Below are 17740 nucleotides of genomic sequence, written 5' to 3' on the forward strand. Positions count from 1 at the left end.
GGCAGGCTCAACCCAGGTGCGCGTCGACAGCGGCCGACATTGCGCGCCGCTGGAACGCGAAATCCCACAGCGTCCCGCCGCGCTGCCGCCACAGCACGGCCGATCGCACGGCGGCCAGCAGCACGGCGCGGACTTCGCCCACAACGCGCGGCTGGCCGAGGTAATGCGGGTTGCCTTGGACGAGCACGCGCGGCCGCAGTGTGCTGAGCGTCTGCGAATACAGCTGGCCGATGGGCGCGATGATGTCGGGATGCGTGACGCCGGACGTTTCCGCGCGCGGCGCCAGCACTTCGAGGCCGCGCCGCACGCGTTCGGTCATCGCATCGTCCCGCACGAAGCGGCGCTCGAGCTGCATCACCGGCATCGCGAGGCGCGGCAGGGCTTCGTCGCGCTGCGCGCCGGAAAGGTAGTCGCGTAGCAGCAGCAATCCGGGACGCACGTTTTCCAGCCCGCCATAGACGTCGGCCGTGGTGCGCGCATCGAACCGGAACAGTGAGCCGATGCAGGTCTCGAGTATCTCCTCGTTCGACTCGCCAGTGTCCGCGATACGTCGCACCTGGGCGAGCGCTTGCAGCAGCCCGGCGAGCGCGACGACGCGGTCGTAGATCGGTTCGACCGATGCAAGCGACGCGGCGATTTCGGAAGTGGCGCGGGTCATGCGGCGGCCCTGCGGGAAGCGTCGAGCGGCGCGTCGGTGGTGTCGATCACGGCGCCGCCGAGGCATTCGTCGCCGTCGTAAAGCACGAGCGACTGGCCCGGCGTGACTGCGCGCTGGGGTCGCTGGAACACGACGTCCAGCGCGCCGTTCGCGCGAACGACGACGCGGCATGGCTCGTCATTCTGGCGATACCGCGTTTGCGCCGCGCATTCGAATTCGCCAGCGGGCGGGGCGCCGGAAATCCAGTGCGCGGCTTCAGTGGTGAGCCGGGTCGACATCAGCCACGGATTATCGATGCCCTGTTCGACGTAGAGCACGTTGGTCGCCACGTCTTTTCCCACGACGTACCACGGCGCCTGCTCGCGACCGCGCACACCGCCGATCGCCAGACCCTCGCGCTGGCCGAGGGTGAAATAGAAGACGCCGGGATGACGGCCGACCGAGAGTCCTTCCGGCGTACGCATCTCGCCCTCGCGTGCCGGCAGGTAGCGGCCGAGGAACTCGCGGAAGTCGCGCTCGCCGATAAAGCAGATGCCGGTCGAATCCTTCTTGGCGGCGGTCGGCAGGCCGGCATCGGCGGCCATGCGGCGGACATCGGTCTTGGGCAGTTCGCCGAGCGGGAACAGCGTGCCCGACAGCTGCGGCTGGCCGAGCTGGTGCAGGAAATAGGACTGGTCCTTGCTGCGATCCATGGCGCGCAGCAGTCGCCAGCGGCCATCGCGCTGGTCGACGCGCGCGTAGTGGCCGGTCGCGATGCGCTCGGCGCCGAGCTCGTGCGCGGCGTCGAGGAAATGCTTGAACTTGATCTCGCGGTTGCACAGCACGTCCGGATTAGGCGTGCGGCCAGCGGCGTACTCGGCAATGAAATGCTCGAAGACGTCGCCCCAGTATTCCTTCGAGAAATCGCGGAAATGGATCGGCAGTCCAAGGCGCCCGCAGACGGCTACCGCGTCGCGGCGATCGTCTTCCGCGCGACAGTCGCCGCTGCCATCGTCGGCCCAGTTCGACATGAAGAGCCCGGCGATCGGCTCGCCCGCGTCGCGCAGGCGCAGCGCCGCGACCGACGAATCGACGCCGCCTGACATCCCGACGATGGTGCGCGCCGGCGTCATCAGCCGACCGCGGTCACGAGATCGAGCGGATAGCGGCGGCCGGCGAGCGCATCGGCCACCACGCGCCAGACCAGCGGGCTGCGATGGCGGGCGGACTCGGCCTGGAGCTCCGCCGGCGTCATCCAGATCGCGCGGACGATGCCGTCGTCCAACGCACGCGCCGGATCGAAGTGCAGGGGCTCCGCCACGAATGCGAACCGTACGTAGGTGCGCTCGGCGCCAGCCAAGCTCACCGAAGGCGCCTTCCACTGGTAGGCGCCGACGAACGCCGTTGGCCGAACGTCCCAGCCTGTCTCCTCGCGGGTTTCGCGGATGGCGGCCTCGACGATGGGCTCGTCCGGTTCCAGATGGCCCGCGGGCTGGTTGAGCACGGGTCGCCCGGCGACCTGTTCCTCGACGACGAGCACGCGCCCGCCATCGATGACGACGGTCGCGACCGTAACGTCCGGTTGCCAGAAGCGCGGATCGGCCGTCACGCGAATGCGGTCCGTGCGACGAACGTCGCACCACGCGAGACGCGCGGGATGCACAGTGTCACCGTCGGAACGGTGTGATCACGGCTGCGCAGCATCATCGTTCCCATGAACCCAAAGCGGCATTCTGCCGGGGCCGCGCGGCGGCCGTCCATGTCGCGCGACTTATACTGGTGCGATGCCGAAACACACCACGCACGATCAGGAACAACACGGTCAGCACGGCCTTGCGGTCGAGACCAGCCGGCCGGAAGTCGCGCCGCCACCGATGTACTCGGTGCTTTTGCTGAACGACGACTACACGCCGATGGACTTCGTAGTGGATGTCCTGACGCGGTTTTTTGCGATGAACATCGAAAAAGCGACACAGGTGATGCTCCACGTGCACACCCGCGGTCGTGGCGTATGCGGCGTTTTCACGCGCGAGATTGCCGAATCGAAAGTGTCGCAAGTGAACGAATACGCAAGGATCAACCAGCATCCCTTGTTGTGCACGATGGAAAAGGCCTAAAAGCGGTTTAAACCGCGCTACCGGCCCCCATCTGGTAACGCAGACGCTTCGGAGGCTTCCACATGTTCAGCAAGGATCTCGAGTACAGCATCGGGCAGTGCTACAAGCGCGCCCGCGAGGCTCGACACGAATTCATGACCGTCGAGCACCTGCTTCTGGCACTGCTCGACAACCCGTCGGCCGAGGGCGTATTGCGCGCCTGCGAGGCCGACACGCCGCGACTGCGACGCGAACTCGACGAGGCCATCGCCACGTCGGTCGCGGTGCTGCCCGACGACAGCGATCGCGACACGCAGCCCACGCTGGGTTTCCAGCGCGTCCTGCAGCGCGCGGTCTACCACGTGCAATCGTCCGGCAAGAAGGAGGTGACGGGCGCGAATGTCCTTGTCGCCATCTTCGGCGAGAAGGATTCGCACGCGGTCTATTTCCTCAACCAGCAGGACATCGCGCGGCTCGACGTCGTCAACTACCTCTCGCACGGCATCAGCAAGCAGGGCGGTGAGGAAGGCGGTCGCGAGGAAGGCCAGGGCGGCCAGGAAGCGGGCGACGGCGAAGGCAAGGGCGACGCGCTCACCGAGTTTGCGACGAACCTCAACCAGCTCGCGCGCGAAGGCAAGATCGATCCGCTTGTGGGTCGCGCCGACGAAGTCGAGCGCACGATCCAGGTGCTCTGCCGTCGTCGCAAGAACAACCCGCTCTACGTGGGTGAGGCCGGCGTGGGCAAAACCGCGATCGCTGAAGGCCTTGCCAAGCGTATCGTCGACAACGACGTCCCTGAAGTTCTGCAGGACGCGACGATCTACGCGCTCGACCTCGGTGCGCTCGTCGCGGGCACCAAGTACCGCGGCGATTTCGAAAAGCGCCTGAAGTCCGTGCTGCAGCAGTTGCGCAAGATCCCCGGCGCGGTGCTCTTCATCGACGAGATCCACACCATCATCGGTGCGGGTTCGGCGTCGGGTGGCACAATGGATGCGTCCAACCTGATCAAGCCGGCGCTGTCGTCGGGTGAGCTGCGCTGCATCGGCTCGACCACGTTCCAGGAATACCGCGGCATCTTCGAGAAGGATCGTGCGCTTGCACGTCGCTTCCAGAAGATCGACATCGTCGAGCCGACGGTGAGCGAGGCTGTGGAAATCCTGCGTGGCCTGCGCCCCAGGTACGAGGCGCACCACGGCGTGAGCTATGCGGACGACGCGATCCAGGCGGCGGTCGACCTGTCGGTGAAGCACATCGGCGATCGCCTGCTACCCGACAAGGCCATCGACGTCATCGACGAAGCCGGTGCACGCCAGCGCCTGCTTCCGGAAGACAAGCGCAAGACCGTCATCGACGTCGAAGAGGTCGAGACCATCGTTGCCAAGATGGCGCGCATCCCGGCCAAGCAAGTCACCGCGACCGACAAGGACGTGCTGCGCAACCTCGAGCGGAACCTGAAGATGGTGATCTTCGGTCAGGACCCGGCGATCGATTCGCTGACGTCCGCGATCAAGCTCGCTCGTTCGGGCCTTGGTAATCCGGACAAGCCGATCGGCAACTTCCTGTTCGCCGGCCCGACCGGCGTCGGCAAGACCGAAGTGACCAAGCAGCTCGCGATGCAGCTGGGCATCGAGCTGGTGCGCTTCGACATGTCGGAATACATGGAAGCGCATTCGGTGAGCCGTCTGATCGGCGCGCCTCCGGGTTACGTCGGCTTCGACCAGGGTGGCCTGCTGACCGAGAAGATCGTCAAGACGCCGCACTGCGTTCTCCTGCTCGACGAAATCGAGAAGGCGCATCCGGACATCTTCAACATCCTGTTGCAGGTCATGGACCGCGGCATGCTGACCGACACCAATGGTCGCGAAGCGAACTTCCGCAACGTGATCCTGGTGATGACTACGAACGCCGGTGCTTCCCAAGCCTCGCGTCGCTCGATCGGCTTCACCAAGCAGGACCATGCGTCGGATGCGATGGAAGTGATCCGTCGCAGCTTCTCGCCCGAGTTCCGCAACCGTCTCGATGCGATCGTGCAATTCCAGGCGCTGGGGATGGATCACATCCTGCGCGTGGTCGACAAGTTCATCATCGAGCTGGAAGCGCAGCTGCACGAGAAGAACGTCACGCTCAACGCAACGCCCGAAGCCCGCGACTGGCTCGCCAAGCACGGCTTCGATCCGACGATGGGTGCGCGCCCGATGGCCCGCATCATCCAGGAGAACATCAAGCGTCCGCTGGCGGACGAGCTGCTGTTCGGCAAGCTGGTGGGCGGTGGCCGCGTGACGGTGGACGTGCGCGACGACAAGCTGGTCGTCGATGCGACGGCGGAGCCCGAGAAGCTGTTGCCGGCGACCGTCGAACACTGAAGGACGTTCGAAACATCGGAAACGAAAAAGGCGGCCTTCGGGCCGCCTTTCTTTTGGGTCGCACCGCCGCGATTACTTCATGCGGTACGTGATGCGGCCCTTGGTGAGGTCGTACGGCGTCATTTCGACCTTGACCCGGTCACCGGTGAGGATGCGGATGTAGTTCTTCCGCATGCGACCGGAGATGTGGGCAATGATCTCGTGGCCGTTTTCGAGGCGAACGCGGAACATCGTGTTCGGAAGTGTTTCCGACACGGTGCCTTCGAATTCGATCACGTCGTCTTTTGCCATGGGGTCCTTGAAGAATTCTGTGGAGCGGGCGTAGGAAGCCGTGGATTGTGCCACGCGGGGCGGAAGGGGCGCAAAAAGGTCCGCCGCTCAGGCGTGGGTGTACGCCAGTTCCCGGGCGGGCAGGTCGCCGAAAGGCTCCGTCCAGCTACCTTCACGTCCGGGGCTTTCGACCAACCCGGAGACCGCCGTGAGGAAATCCGGCCGCGGCCAACGCTCGGCGCCAAGCGACAGCAGGTGCGGGTTCTCGACTTGGGCATCGAGGAGCGGCCAGCCCCATTCGTGCAGCCGGTGGGTGAGTCCGGCGATCGAGACCTTCGAGCCCCCGGTTCGTGCGCTGAACATGCTTTCCCCGAAAAACATGCGTCCGACCGCGACGCCGTAGATCCCGCCGACCAGCGCGTCGCCGTCCCAGGCTTCAACCGAATGCGCGTGGCCGAGGCGGTGCAGCTCGACGTAGGCGTCGCGCATGCCGGACGTGATCCACGTGCCGGGCTGGCCCGCGCGCGGGATCGTGGCGCAGCGGTCGATGACGGCTTCGAAAACAGTGTCGGCTCGTACCGTCCAGTCGCAACTCCGGAGGCCACGGCGGAAACGCCGGGACGTCGCGACTCGGTGGGTGCGGAACACCATGCGCGGATCGGGCGACCACCAGAGCGGCGGCTCGCCCTCGGAGAACCACGGAAAGATGCCGGCGCGATACGCGGCCAGCAGGCGTCGTGGGTCGAGGTCGCCGCCGATCGCGAGCAGGCCGTCCGGGTCGCGCAGCGCCGTCGATGGATCGGGGAACGGCGCGTCCGGCTCGTCGTCGAGCCACGGGATTCGCAGCGGACTCACGTCGATGCGTTCCGGAACGGACTGCTCGCGCGGAGTCGGGTGGCGTACGCAGTCACCGCCTCGCGTTCCTCCGCGCACCAGCCGGCGAGTGCCTCGCGAAATGCAGGCTCGGCGATCCAGTGGCGACTGCGCACCAGCGTCGGAAGGAAGCCGCGCGAGAGTTTGTGCTCGCCCTGCGCGCCGGGTTCGAAACGTCGCAGGCCTTCGCGCAGGCAGTAGTCGAGGCCCTGGTAGTAGCAGGTCTCGAAATGCAGGCCGGCGTGCTGTTCGATCGAGCCCCAATAACGACCGTAGAGCGTGTCGCCACCGCGCAGGCATAGCGCGCCCGCGATCGGCCGACCGTCGCGCTCGGCGAGCACGATCACCAGCGAGCGCGGCATCGTCTTCGCGAGGTGCTGCAGGAACTCGAGCGTGATCGCCGGGCGATTGCCGTATTCGGCGAACGTCTGCAGGTAGAAGTGATGCATCGCCTCGAGATCGGCGTCGGATGCTTCATCGCCATGCACGACGCGGAACGTGATTCCGCCGCGCACGACCTTCGCGCGTTCCTGCCGGATGTTCTTGCGGTGCTTGTGATCCATCGCGGCGAGGAAGGCGTCGAAGTCGCGCCAGTCGCCGGTGTTTTCCCAGTGGTACTGGACATCGACGCGTTCGAGCCAGTCGTCGTCGAAGGCTTCGTCGTCGGCGGCGACATGGAAGTTGACATGCGCGGACGAGAACGCGTCGTCGCAGGCGTCACGCAATGCGGCGATCAATGCACGCTTGGCATCGATGTCGCGAGCGAGCAATCGCGGACCCGTTACAGGCGAGTAGGGCACCGCGCAGACCAGCTTCGGGAAGTAGTCGAGGCCGTAACGCGAGTACGCATGCGCCCATGCGTGGTCGAACACGAATTCGCCGTGCGAATTGGTCTTCGCGTAGCACGGTGCTGCGGCGACGAGTTCATCGCCACGCCAGATGGTGAGGTGTCGCGGCGTCCAGCCGAGCCGCTGTTGCACGCAGCGCGTCGATTCCATGCCCGACAGGAAGGCATGGCGCACGAACGGGTTCGCGTCGCCGGCCAGTGCATCCCACGCGGCCGCGTCGACATCCACGAGCCGCTCGATCCATCGCGTGCGCAGCGTCATCGCGGCGCGCGCCCGCCGGCGTCAGCCGGCCTTGTCGAGATAACGCTCCGCATCGAGCGCGGCCATGCAGCCCGAACCGGCCGAGGTAATCGCCTGGCGGTAGTGCTGGTCGGCGACGTCGCCGGCCGCGAACACGCCGGGAATCGTCGTCGCCGTCGCGTTGCCTTCGATGCCCGACTGCACGGTGATGTAGCCGTTGCGCATCGCCAGCTGGCCTTCGAACAGCGCCGTGTTCGGCGTGTGGCCGATGGCAACGAAGAAGCCGTGCACGGGGATTTCGCGGGTCGATTCATCGAGCACGGAACGTACGCGAAGCGCGGTGACGCCCGCTTCGTTGCCGAGCACTTCGTCGACCGCGTGGTGCCAGATCGGCTCGATCTTGCCGGCCTCGATCTTCGCGAACAGCTTGTCCTGCATGATCTTTTCGGCGCGAAGCGTGTCGCGGCGGTGCACGAGGTAGACCTTGCGCGCGATGTTCGAGAGATACAGCGCTTCCTCGACCGCCGTGTTGCCGCCGCCGACGACCGCGACATCTTGGTCCTTGTAGAAGAAGCCGTCGCAGGTCGCGCACGCCGAGACGCCGCGGCCCTTGTAGGCCTCTTCGGACGGCAGGCCGAGGTACTTCGCGGTCGCGCCGGTCGCGATGATCAGGCCGTCGCACGTGTACTCGCCGCTGTCGCCGCGCAGGCGGAACGGGCGCTGCGAAAGGTCGGCCGTGTGGATGTGGTCGAAGATCACTTCGGTGTTGAAGCGTTCCGCATGCGCCTGCATGCGTGCCATCAGGTCCGGACCCATCAGGCCGTGCGCGTCGCCCGGCCAGTTGTCGACCTCGGTCGTCGTCATCAGCTGGCCACCCATCTGCAGGCCGGTGATGACGACGGGCTTGAGGTTCGCGCGGGCCGCGTACACCGCGGCGCTCCAGCCGGCAGGGCCGGAGCCGAGGATGATCAGCCGCGAGTGCTTCGAAAGGGTCATGGATATAATGGCGAGTTATGTGATGCGTGCATTTCGGCACGCGGATCGATGCGCTGTCGAAGGCATCATTCCGCCGCCGCGATTGAACGCCGGAAGCGCCATAGCTTGGCGGTCGCATGACGGCAGCACAAGGCGCGACCCGCGGAGACAGTGTTCCGCAGCCGCGCCTCCCCCACCCCTGCAGACCCGCGCGCAAGCGATTCGCGACGCGCGCTCCGGAGACAGCAATGCGCATCGGTGTACCCAAGGAAACCAAGACCCTCGAAGGGCGCGTCGCGCTCGTGCCGGCCGCGGCCGGTGACCTCGTCAAGCGTGGCCACGAAGTGTGGCTGGAGCAGGGCGCAGGCCTGAAGAGCGGCTTCAAGGACGACGAGTACACCCGCCTGGGCGTCAAGATCGCCCCCGATGCGGCGGCGCTGTACGAGAAGGGCGAGATGATCGTGAAGGTGAAGGAGCCGATCGCCGGCGACCTCGCGCACCTTCGCAAGGACCACCTGCTGTTCTGCTATCTCCACCTTGCCGCCGAGCCGACGCTGACCAAGCAGCTGCTCGACATCGGCCTGACCGGCGTCGCGTTCGAAACCGTCGAGCTGCCCAACGGCGACCTGCCGCTGCTGGCGCCGATGTCGGTGATCGCCGGCAAGATCGGCGTGCAGGTCGGCACGCACCTGCTGCACCAGCCCATGGGCGGCAAGGGCAAGCTGCTCGGCGGCCTGTCGGCGACGGAGCGCGGCAAGGTCGTCGTGTTCGGCGCGGGCCGCGCCGGTGGCGCATCGGCCGCGCTCGCGGCGGCTGGCGGCGCGAATGTCACCGTCTTCGAAATGCGCGAAGACCGCATGGACGAGATGATGCGCCTGGGCAACAACGTCACCGCGCTGTATCCGTACCACGACGTCGTGGCGCGTGAAGTCGCGTCGGCGGACCTCGTGATCGGCGCCGTGCTGGTGACCGGTGCGAAGGCGCCGCACGTCATGACCCGCGAGATGCTCAAGGGCATGGAGGACGGCTCGGTCGTCGTCGACATCGCCATCGACCAGGGCGGCTGCTTCGAAACCTCGCGTCCGACCACCTGGAAGGAGCCGACCTACGTGGAGGAGGGCGTGACCCACTTCTGCGTGACCAACATGCCGGGCGCGGTGCCGCAGACCTCGTCGCAGGCGATCTGCGCGGCGATCCTGCCGTGGGTGAACAAGCTTGCCGGCGGCGACTGGCGCAACAACCAGGCGCTGGTGCGTGGCATCAACGTCGAGGGCGGCAAGATCGTCCACCCGGCGCTGCAGGACATGGTGCTCTGATCCACTGAGACGGCACGTCCGCACAATCCGCGGGACCGGTCGCGATTCGCGGCCGTTCGGAACCGGCGCTGGCCGTATGCAGCGCCGGTTTTCACGTATATTCAACGACTAACACGCTCGACCTAAGGCTGCATCTCACGTGGCGCAGGCGCCAGCTGCAACCCGCAAGAAGGCCGCGAACGCGGCCGCATCCCAGTCGCCCCGTCCCGGAATGTCCCCGGGGCGCCAGCGCATGGCGCGCGATATCGCGCTGATCTTCATCGTCCCCGCGATGCTTTACCTCGTGGCGACGTTGTTCACCTACTCGCCGCAGGATCCGGGCTGGACCAGCTCCGGCGCGGTCACGGCACCGCTCCACAATATGGGCGGCGCGGTCGGCGCGATCATCGCCGACATCATTTTCAACCTGCTCGGCTACGCGGCCTATCTGCTGCCGGTGATCCTCGGCGCGATCGTCTGGATCGCGATGTTCCAGAAGGACACCGACGTCGAAAAGAGCGACCTGACGCCCGCTCTGCGGCTGGTCGGGTTGGTCGCGTTTCTTATCGCGATGACGGGGCTTCTGCACCTGCGGCTCGGCACCGTCGACGCTGATCTTTCGCGTGCCGGCGGCATCCTCGGTCGCTTGGTCGGCCGATCGCTCGCACGTGGCTTCGGCCAGCTCGGCGGCAACCTGTTCCTGCTCGCGCTGTTGCTGACGTCGGTGACGCTGGCGACCGGCCTTTCATGGCTGCACGTGATGGACCGCGTCGGTGGGTGGGTGATGTCTGCCGGCCCGTTCGTGTCCACGCTTTTCCGCCGCAGCGCCCGCGAGGTCGTCGAGCGTCGCGAAGTGCACGTGCTGCGCGAGGAGCGCGAGCAGGTGCGCAAGGTCGAGACCGAGAAGCGCGAGAAGCGCGCGCCGGTCAAAATCGAGCCGCCGCCGGCGCCGGTCGTGGAAAAGAGCGAGCGCGCGAAGCGCGAGCAGCAGATACCGCTGTTCCATGTCTCCGACGGCACCGGCATTCCGCCGCTCGCGCTGCTGGACGACCCGAAGCCGCAGCCGAAGGGTTACGACCCGGAGACGCTCGAGACGCTGTCGCGGCAAATCGAGTTCAAACTCAAGGACTTCCGGATCGATGCCCACGTAGTGGGTGCATATCCGGGCCCGGTCATCACGCGATTCGAGATCGAACCCGCGCCGGGCATCAAAGTCAGCCAGATTTCGAGTCTGGACAAGGACATAGCGCGCGGACTTTCAGTAAAGTCTGTGCGAGTGGTCGACGTCATTCCGGGCAAGTCGGTGATCGGGCTGGAGATCCCGAACGTCAACCGGGAAATGATCTATCTCTCCGAGTTGCTCCGCTCGAAGGAATACGACAAGTCGACCAGCCCGCTGACGCTGGCACTGGGCAAGGACATCGCGGGCCGGCCTACGGTCGCCGACCTCGCTCGCATGCCGCACCTGCTCGTCGCGGGCACGACCGGGTCGGGCAAGTCCGTCGCCGTGAACGCGATGGTGCTGTCGCTGCTCTACAAGGCGTCGGCCAAGGACGTGCGCCTGCTGATGATCGACCCGAAGATGCTGGAACTGTCTGTTTATCAAGGCATTCCGCACCTTCTGGCGCCGGTCGTGACCGACATGAAGGAGGCCGCGAACGGCCTGCGCTGGTGCGTTGCCGAGATGGAGCGCCGCTACAAGCTCATGTCCGCGGTCGGCGTGCGCAACCTCGGCGGCTTCAACAAGAAGGTGACCGACGCGATCAACGCTGGGCAGCCGCTGATGGACCCGCTGTTCCGGCCGAACGCCGAGGCCGGCGAGGTGCCGCGCCAGCTCGAGCCGCTGCCGCACATCGTCATCTTCATCGACGAATTTGCCGACATGATGATGATCGTCGGCAAGAAGGTCGAAGAACTGATCGCCCGCCTGGCGCAGAAGTCGCGCGCCGCGGGCATGCACCTGATCCTCGCCACTCAGCGGCCGTCGGTGGACGTCATCACCGGCCTGATCAAGGCGAACATCCCGACGCGTATCGCGTTCCAGGTGTCGTCCAAGATCGACTCGCGCACGATCCTCGACCAGTCGGGCGCCGAAACGCTGCTCGGCCACGGCGACATGCTGTACATGCCGCCCGGTACATCGATGCCGGAGCGTGTGCACGGTGCCTTCGTCAGCGACGAGGAAGTGCATCGCGTCGTCGAGCATCTGAAGCAGATCGGCGGCGGGCCGGACTATGTCGAAGGCGTGCTCGAGGAAATCCAGACGATGGGCGACGGCGTGGTCGTCGGCCCGACCGGCCTACCCGAAAGCAGCGGCGGTGGTGGCGACGAGTCCGACCCTCTGTACGACGAGGCGGTGCGCATCGTCACCGAGAGCCGTCGCGCCTCGATTTCCGGCGTCCAGCGTCGCCTGAAGATCGGCTACAACCGCGCGGCGCGACTCATCGAGGCGATGGAAGCCGCGGGCGTCGTGACGCCGCCGGAACACAACGGCGACCGCAGCGTGCTCGCGCCGCCGCCGCCGAAGAACTGAGGTCGCGCTGAAGGCGACGTCGCGGTTCCGCTGATACTCGCGCCCTGTTCATGAAACGCCGCACAGACTCGCGGCAGACCTTTTTGGAGATCGCCATGCGTTCCATGACGACCCTGGCCGCCGCCGGCCTGATGCTCTTCGCGGGCGTCGCCAGCGCTGGCGCGCGCGACCAGCTCAACACGTTCACCAAGGGCCTGAAGACGCTCGATGGCCGCTTCACCCAGCAGGTGTTCGATGCCCGCGGCAAGCTCAAGGAGACCAGCAGCGGCCGCGTGTCGCTGTCGGCGCCGAAGCAGTTCCGCTGGGAATACGCCAAGCCGTACCCGCAGCAGATCGTGGCGGACGGCACGACCGTCTGGATCTACGAGCCCGACCTGCAGCAGGTGACCAAGCGCCCGCAGGGTGCCGAAGAGCGCACCAGTCCGCTGACGGCGCTGACCAATCCGTCGCGTCTCGACGCGCAGTTCAAGGTGCAGGAAGCCGGCGCAGCGAACGGGCTCGAGTGGCTGACGTTGACGCCGAAGGGCGACGCCACTGCCTCCGGCTTCCGCAGCGCGAAGCTCGGCTTCGGCGCGGGTGGCCTGTCGAAGATGCAGGTGGTCGACCAGCTCGGCCAGCGCACCGACATCAGCTTCAGCGATCTGAAGCGCAATGCACCGCTGCCGGCCGGCACCTTCCGTTTCGCGGTACCGAAGGGCGTAGACGTCATCGGCGGCTGAGGCCGCAACGGTTCGACAATCGAAGGGGCGGGCAACCGCCCCTTTTTCGTGCCGCCGATCAAGCAATTCCGACCGTTCGGTGAAGGCGTGCAAACAAGCCTTAACCGTTTGGAACGATTGAGGTTTTCCGGCTCGCGATATCACGAATCATCCACGCCGGCGTGCCGAGAGTGGCCTTCACACGACGCGGTCGCGTCACGCAAGGCCATCGAAATGCCGCTTCGCAGCACGCTCCTCTCCGTCGGCACCTTCGCCGCACTTGCGGCCACCTCGCTCATCGCTGGACATCGGACGACCGCGGCCGCCGCGCCGCTGGTTGCCGCGCCGGTGGCACCGGCTGCGACATCGCGGTTGGAAGCGCGCGAGCAGATCGACGACTCGGTCGCGGCCGCCGTCATCGGCAGCATCACGCGACAGTTCGACACGTCCGACGTCGTCGTCCAGCTCGGCAAGGTGCAGGTACGCCCGGCGAGCATCCAGGACCGCGAAGTCACCGGCGACGGTCGCCTGCGCATCGACGGGCAGGGCGAATGGATCCCGTTCCGCTTCGCCGCGATGTACGACACGACCAGCACCGAGGTGACGTACCCGCAGCTGGAACTCGGCGGCGGTGACGGCAAGGCGGTTGTTGCCGGCTCGTCGCTCGCGGTCTCGCTGGACCAGCAGGTCGCGAAGGCGCTGCACGGCGAGTTCCAGAGCCAGCCGGTGAAGTGGACGTCCGGAAAGGTCGACGCCACCAACATCGGTCGCTTCGTGCGCGTCAACGGCGAAGGCCTGGTCGACTTCGGCGCCGACGGCTCGACCCCGGCGCAGGTGCAGGGCCTGTACGACAGCGCAGCGCATCGCTGGGTGCGCGTGCATTACGAGCTCGGCCCGGGCAGCGAGTGGTCGGCCACCACGACCGGCATCGCGAGCCTCTGACGCGCGGCTGCTAAGGTGCGGGGCCCGTCCCCGCATCGCACGCCGTGGCCCGACGTCCCACACTTTTCGCCCGCGACGACGACCCCGCCGTCGATTCGCTGCGCCCGCTTGCCGAGCGCATGCGCCCTCGCACGCTGGACGAAATGGTCGGGCAGAAACGACTGCTTGCGCCGAATTCCGCGCTGCGACGCGCCGTCGAATCGGGCCGTGTGCATTCCATGGTGCTCTGGGGTCCGCCTGGTTGCGGCAAGACAACGCTCGCCTTGCTGCTTGCGCGATACGCCGACGCCGAATTCCGCGCGATTTCGGCGGTGCTCTCCGGCCTGCCGGAGGTGCGTCAGGTGCTGGCGGAAGCCGCGGAGCGATTCGCGGACGGACGCCGAACCGTGCTGTTCGTCGACGAGGTCCACCGCTTCAACAAGGCGCAGCAGGACGCGTTCCTGCCGGCGATCGAGCGCGGCACCATCGTGTTCGTCGGCGCGACCACCGAGAACCCATCGTTCGAGTTGAACTCGGCACTGCTGTCGCGCTGCCGCGTCCACGTGATGGAGGCGGTCGCGGTCGACGACCTCGTTGAAGCCTTGCATCGGGCTCTCGACGACAGCGAGCGCGGGCTCGGCGGGCAGGGCCTGCAGGTCGACGAGGACTCGCTGCGACAGATCGCGACGGCAGCCGATGGCGACGTCCGCCGTGCACTCACACTGCTCGAGATCGCCGCCGAACTCGCGACGGGCGAGGGCGGGCGCATCACCGAGGCCACGCTGGTGCAGGTGCTGGCCGATCGCACGCGTCGCTTCGACAAGGGCGGCGAACAGTTCTACGACCAGATCTCGGCGCTGCACAAATCGGTGCGCAGTTCGAACCCCGACGCGGCGGTCTACTGGCTGGCGCGCATGCTCGATGGCGGCGCCGATCCGAACTATCTCGCGCGGCGCATTACGCGCATGGCGGTCGAGGACATCGGCCTCGCAGATCCGCGCGCGCTCGAAATGGCGATCGATGCGTGGGAGACGTTCGATCGCCTCGGCAGCCCGGAAGGCGAGCTCGCACTAGCGCAGACGGTGATCTATCTAGCGACCACGGCAAAGTCGAACGCCGGTTACGTCGCATGGAACGAAGCGCGCGACGACGTGCGCCGACTCGGCACGCAGGACGTGCCGCTGCACCTGCGCAACGCGCCGACCAAGCTGATGAAGTCGCTGGGCTATTCGAAGGGCTACCAGTACGACCACGACGCGGAGGGCGGCATCGCGCTCGACCAGACCGGCTTCCCCGATGCGATGGGCGAACGCGTGTATTACCGACCGGTCGACCGCGGGCTGGAGATCAAGCTCGGCGAGAAGCTCGCGCGATTGCGTCAGCTGCGTGCGGATGCGCGTGGCGAATCATCAGGCGGCGACGGCTAACAGCTGCAATCCGTAGCGCGTCGCCATGACGCACATGTCGACGTATTAGACGCCGTAGTACCCGCGATACCACTCCACGAACTTCGCGACGCCCGTTTCCACCGGCGTGGAAGGCGCGTAGCCCGTGTCGCGACGCAGCGCCTCGACGTCGGCATACGTATCCGGCACGTCGCCCGGCTGCATCGGCACTAGACGACGCTCGGCCTTGCGCCCGAGACATTCCTCCAGCACCTCGATATAGCGCAGCAGTTCGACCGGGCGGTGGCTGCCGATGTTGTAGACGCGATACGGCGCGGTCGATGTCGCGGGTGATGCGAGCAGCGATGCGTCGTCCGACGCCTGCGGCACGGTGTCCAGCGTGCGGATCACGCCTTCGACGATGTCGTCGATGTAGGTGAAATCGCGACTGTGTCGGCCGTGGTTGAACACATCGATCGGCTCGCCGGCGAGGATCTTTCGCGTGAACAGGAACAGCGCCATGTCCGGCCGGCCCCAGGGACCGTAGACGGTGAAGAAGCGCAGGCCCGTCGTCGGCACCGCGTACAGATGGCTGTACGTGTGCGCCATCAACTCGTTCGCCTTCTTGGTCGCCGCGTACAGGCTGACCGGATGGTCGACGCTGTGCTCGACGGCGAACGGTAGCTCGCGATTCGCGCCGTAGACCGAGCTCGACGATGCATAAACGAGATGCTCAACGCCGCCATGTCGGCAGGCTTCGAGCACGTTGATGAAGCCGACGAGGTTGCTGTCGATGTAGGCGCGCGGGTTTTCCAGCGAGTAGCGCACGCCCGCCTGCGCGGCGAGATTCACCACGCGCTGCGGCTTGAAGTCGGCGAACGCGCGACCCATCGCATCCCGGTCCTCGAGCTTGGCGTGGACGAACTGGAAGTCGTGGCCCGGCACGACGCGCGACAGGCGATCGCGCTTGAGCTGCGGGTCGTAGTAATCGTTGAGGTCGTCGAAGCCCAGCACTTCGTCGCCGCGCTCGATCAGGCGCTTGGTGAGGTGGGAACCGATGAAGCCGGCGGCGCCGGTCACGAGCACGCGCATGGCGAAGTCCTCAGAGGCGACCGTGGATGAGGGCGCGGGGCAGGGCGCCCTTGACGTCGAAGATGACCGCGCCGTCGCGGCCAAAGCGAATGATCGAATCCACGCCGTCCTGCACGAACTCCGTATGCGGCACGGCGAGAACGACCGCGTCGTACGCGCCGGAGTTCGGCGCATCGATCAGGCGAAGGCCATGCTCGCGACGCGCTTCCTCGGCATCGACGCGCGGGTCGTGCACGTCGACATGGGCGCCGTACGCCGCAAGTTCCGACACGATGTCGACCACGCGCGTATTGCGGAGGTCGCCGCAGTTTTCCTTGAACGCGAGGCCGAGCACCAACACGCGCGGATGCGGAGGCGGCGTGTCCTGCGCGGCGATCAGCCGCAGCACGCGTTGCGCGACGTGCTGACCCATCGTGTCGTTGATGCGTCGCCCCGCGAGGATCACTTCCGGGTGGTAGCCGATGCCCTGCGCCTTGTGCGTCAGGTAATACGGATCGACGCCGATGCAGTGCCCACCGACCAGGCCCGGCCGGAACGGCAGGAAGTTCCACTTGGTGCCGGCGGCTTCGAGCACTTCGAGCGTGTCGAGCCCGAGGCGTTCGAAGATCAGCGCAAGTTCGTTGACGAGCGCGATGTTGACGTCGCGCTGGATGTTCTCGATCACCTTCGCGGCTTCCGCGACGCGGATGCTGGACGCGAGATGCGTGCCCGCCGGAACCACGGAGCGATACAACGCGTCGACAAACCGGCCTGCAGCGTCGCTGGAACCGGAGGTCACCTTCACGATGTCGGGCAGCTTGTGGCGACGGTCGCCCGGGTTGATGCGCTCCGGGCTGTAGCCGACGTGGAAGTCAGCGCGATAGCGCAGGCCCGACTCGCGCTCGAGGATGGGCACGCAGACTTCCTCGGTCGCGCCGGGATACACGGTCGATTCGTAGATGACGACGCCGCCGCGTTTCAGCGCACGGCCCACGGTCCGGCTTGCAGCTTCGAGCGGGCTGAGGTCGGGGCGCTTGAATGCGTCGACCGGCGTTGGGACGGTGATGATGAAGACGTCGCGGTTGGCGAGCACTGCAACGTCGGAATCGAAGCGCAGGCGCGTGGCGCGCCGGAAGTCGCCTGCGTCCGCCTCGCCCGTGCGGTCGTGACCGCCGCGCAGTTCGTCGATGCGGCCCGCATCGATATCGAAGCCGAGCGTGTCGTGCGTCGCCCCGAAGGCCATCGCCAGGGGCAGGCCGACGTAGCCGAGGCCGACCACGGCGATGCGTGCTTCGGCGAGGACGGGCAGGGGCGTGTCGTGCATGCGGAGATTCCCGGGGCGGCCACCTATGATGCCCCGTCGCCCCGCATCCGTCTCGGAGAAGTCCGACACAGCGTCGCGGCTGCGGCTGATTCAACGCATGCCGGCACGCCCCGATCCTGTCGCCACGACAGGAGGATTCGCGATGACGACAAGGATGTGGACGGCGGCGCTGGCCGTCACGATGCTGTGCGCGGCTACTGCCGCGAACGCA

The 17740-nt window shown here is 66.6% G+C and carries 16 protein-coding genes; 7 read left to right on the plus strand and 9 right to left on the minus strand.

Annotated features, from left to right (window positions below; all coding sequences use genetic code 11):
* Positions 1-7 precede the first annotated feature (7 nt).
* Genes hflD through ACVWZN_RS04655 form a run of 3 tightly spaced genes read right to left on the minus strand, consistent with a single transcriptional unit; the run spans position 8 to position 2246 of the window.
* The gene (hflD, locus tag ACVWZN_RS04645) at positions 8-658 is read right to left on the minus strand and encodes a high frequency lysogenization protein HflD (protein WP_051235149.1); all 651 of its coding nucleotides are present in this window, start codon (positions 656-658) and stop codon (positions 8-10) included.
* Complete coding sequence (mnmA, locus tag ACVWZN_RS04650) at positions 655-1770, minus strand: tRNA 2-thiouridine(34) synthase MnmA (protein ID WP_456952802.1); 1116 nt, start codon at positions 1768-1770, stop codon at positions 655-657. Before mnmA ends, hflD begins: the two co-directional genes overlap by 4 nt.
* Positions 1770-2246: an NUDIX hydrolase gene (locus ACVWZN_RS04655; RefSeq protein ID WP_456952803.1), complete on the minus strand. Its 477-nt coding sequence runs from the start codon at positions 2244-2246 to the stop codon at positions 1770-1772. The genes mnmA and ACVWZN_RS04655 overlap by 1 nt, the downstream gene beginning before the upstream one ends.
* A gap of 175 nt (positions 2247-2421) precedes the next feature.
* Between ACVWZN_RS04655 and clpS the strand changes: the two genes are divergently transcribed.
* Entirely contained in the window at positions 2422-2754 is a 333-nt protein-coding gene (gene clpS, locus ACVWZN_RS04660) for an ATP-dependent Clp protease adapter ClpS (protein WP_027083103.1), read from the plus strand.
* A gap of 62 nt (positions 2755-2816) precedes the next feature.
* A complete protein-coding gene (clpA, locus tag ACVWZN_RS04665; protein ID WP_456952804.1) occupies positions 2817-5096 on the plus strand; it encodes an ATP-dependent Clp protease ATP-binding subunit ClpA in 2280 nt (759 codons plus the stop codon).
* 72 nt (positions 5097-5168) lie between these two features.
* Here the strand turns inward: clpA and infA are convergent, their stop codons facing one another.
* From infA to trxB, 4 genes are all read right to left on the minus strand, one after another.
* Entirely contained in the window at positions 5169-5387 is a 219-nt protein-coding gene (gene infA / locus ACVWZN_RS04670; RefSeq protein WP_027083105.1) for a translation initiation factor IF-1, read from the minus strand.
* Between the two features lie 87 nt (positions 5388-5474).
* Positions 5475-6221, minus strand: a complete 747-nt coding sequence (gene aat, locus ACVWZN_RS04675) for a leucyl/phenylalanyl-tRNA--protein transferase (RefSeq protein WP_456952805.1) — start codon at positions 6219-6221, stop codon at positions 5475-5477.
* Positions 6218-7348, minus strand: a complete 1131-nt coding sequence (locus tag ACVWZN_RS04680; RefSeq protein ID WP_456952806.1) for a GNAT family N-acetyltransferase — start codon at positions 7346-7348, stop codon at positions 6218-6220. The genes aat and ACVWZN_RS04680 overlap by 4 nt, the downstream gene beginning before the upstream one ends.
* 21 nt (positions 7349-7369) lie before the next feature.
* On the minus strand, positions 7370-8323 hold the full coding sequence (gene trxB / locus ACVWZN_RS04685; RefSeq protein ID WP_456952807.1) for a thioredoxin-disulfide reductase: 954 nt from the start codon (positions 8321-8323) through the stop codon (positions 7370-7372).
* Positions 8324-8550: 227 nt separating this feature from the next.
* Between trxB and ACVWZN_RS04690 the strand changes: the two genes are divergently transcribed.
* The 5 genes from ACVWZN_RS04690 (at position 8551) to ACVWZN_RS04710 (ending at position 15176) form a co-directional block, all read left to right on the plus strand.
* Positions 8551-9618: an alanine dehydrogenase gene (locus tag ACVWZN_RS04690; protein WP_027083109.1), complete on the plus strand. Its 1068-nt coding sequence runs from the start codon at positions 8551-8553 to the stop codon at positions 9616-9618.
* A 211-nt stretch (positions 9619-9829) separates the two neighbouring features.
* Positions 9830-12130, plus strand: coding sequence for a DNA translocase FtsK (locus tag ACVWZN_RS04695; RefSeq protein ID WP_456952808.1), 2301 nt, complete (start codon positions 9830-9832; stop codon positions 12128-12130).
* Between the two features lie 95 nt (positions 12131-12225).
* Positions 12226-12849 carry an outer membrane lipoprotein chaperone LolA gene (gene lolA / locus ACVWZN_RS04700; RefSeq protein WP_456952809.1) on the plus strand — a complete coding sequence of 208 codons (624 nt, stop codon included), beginning with the start codon at positions 12226-12228 and terminating at the stop codon, positions 12847-12849.
* Positions 12850-13062: 213 nt separating this feature from the next.
* Positions 13063-13770 carry a hypothetical protein gene (locus ACVWZN_RS04705; RefSeq protein WP_456952810.1) on the plus strand — a complete coding sequence of 236 codons (708 nt, stop codon included), beginning with the start codon at positions 13063-13065 and terminating at the stop codon, positions 13768-13770.
* A gap of 119 nt (positions 13771-13889) precedes the next feature.
* Positions 13890-15176 carry a replication-associated recombination protein A gene (locus tag ACVWZN_RS04710; protein ID WP_456954714.1) on the plus strand — a complete coding sequence of 429 codons (1287 nt, stop codon included), beginning with the start codon at positions 13890-13892 and terminating at the stop codon, positions 15174-15176.
* A 45-nt stretch (positions 15177-15221) separates the two neighbouring features.
* Here the strand turns inward: ACVWZN_RS04710 and ACVWZN_RS04715 are convergent, their stop codons facing one another.
* The gene (locus ACVWZN_RS04715) at positions 15222-16226 is read right to left on the minus strand and encodes an NAD-dependent epimerase (RefSeq protein ID WP_456952811.1); all 1005 of its coding nucleotides are present in this window, start codon (positions 16224-16226) and stop codon (positions 15222-15224) included.
* A 10-nt stretch (positions 16227-16236) separates the two neighbouring features.
* The gene (locus tag ACVWZN_RS04720; RefSeq protein WP_456952812.1) at positions 16237-17529 is read right to left on the minus strand and encodes a nucleotide sugar dehydrogenase; all 1293 of its coding nucleotides are present in this window, start codon (positions 17527-17529) and stop codon (positions 16237-16239) included.
* Positions 17530-17740: the final 211 nt, after the last annotated feature.

It is taken from the genome of Lysobacter sp. HA35, from assembly GCF_054061195.1.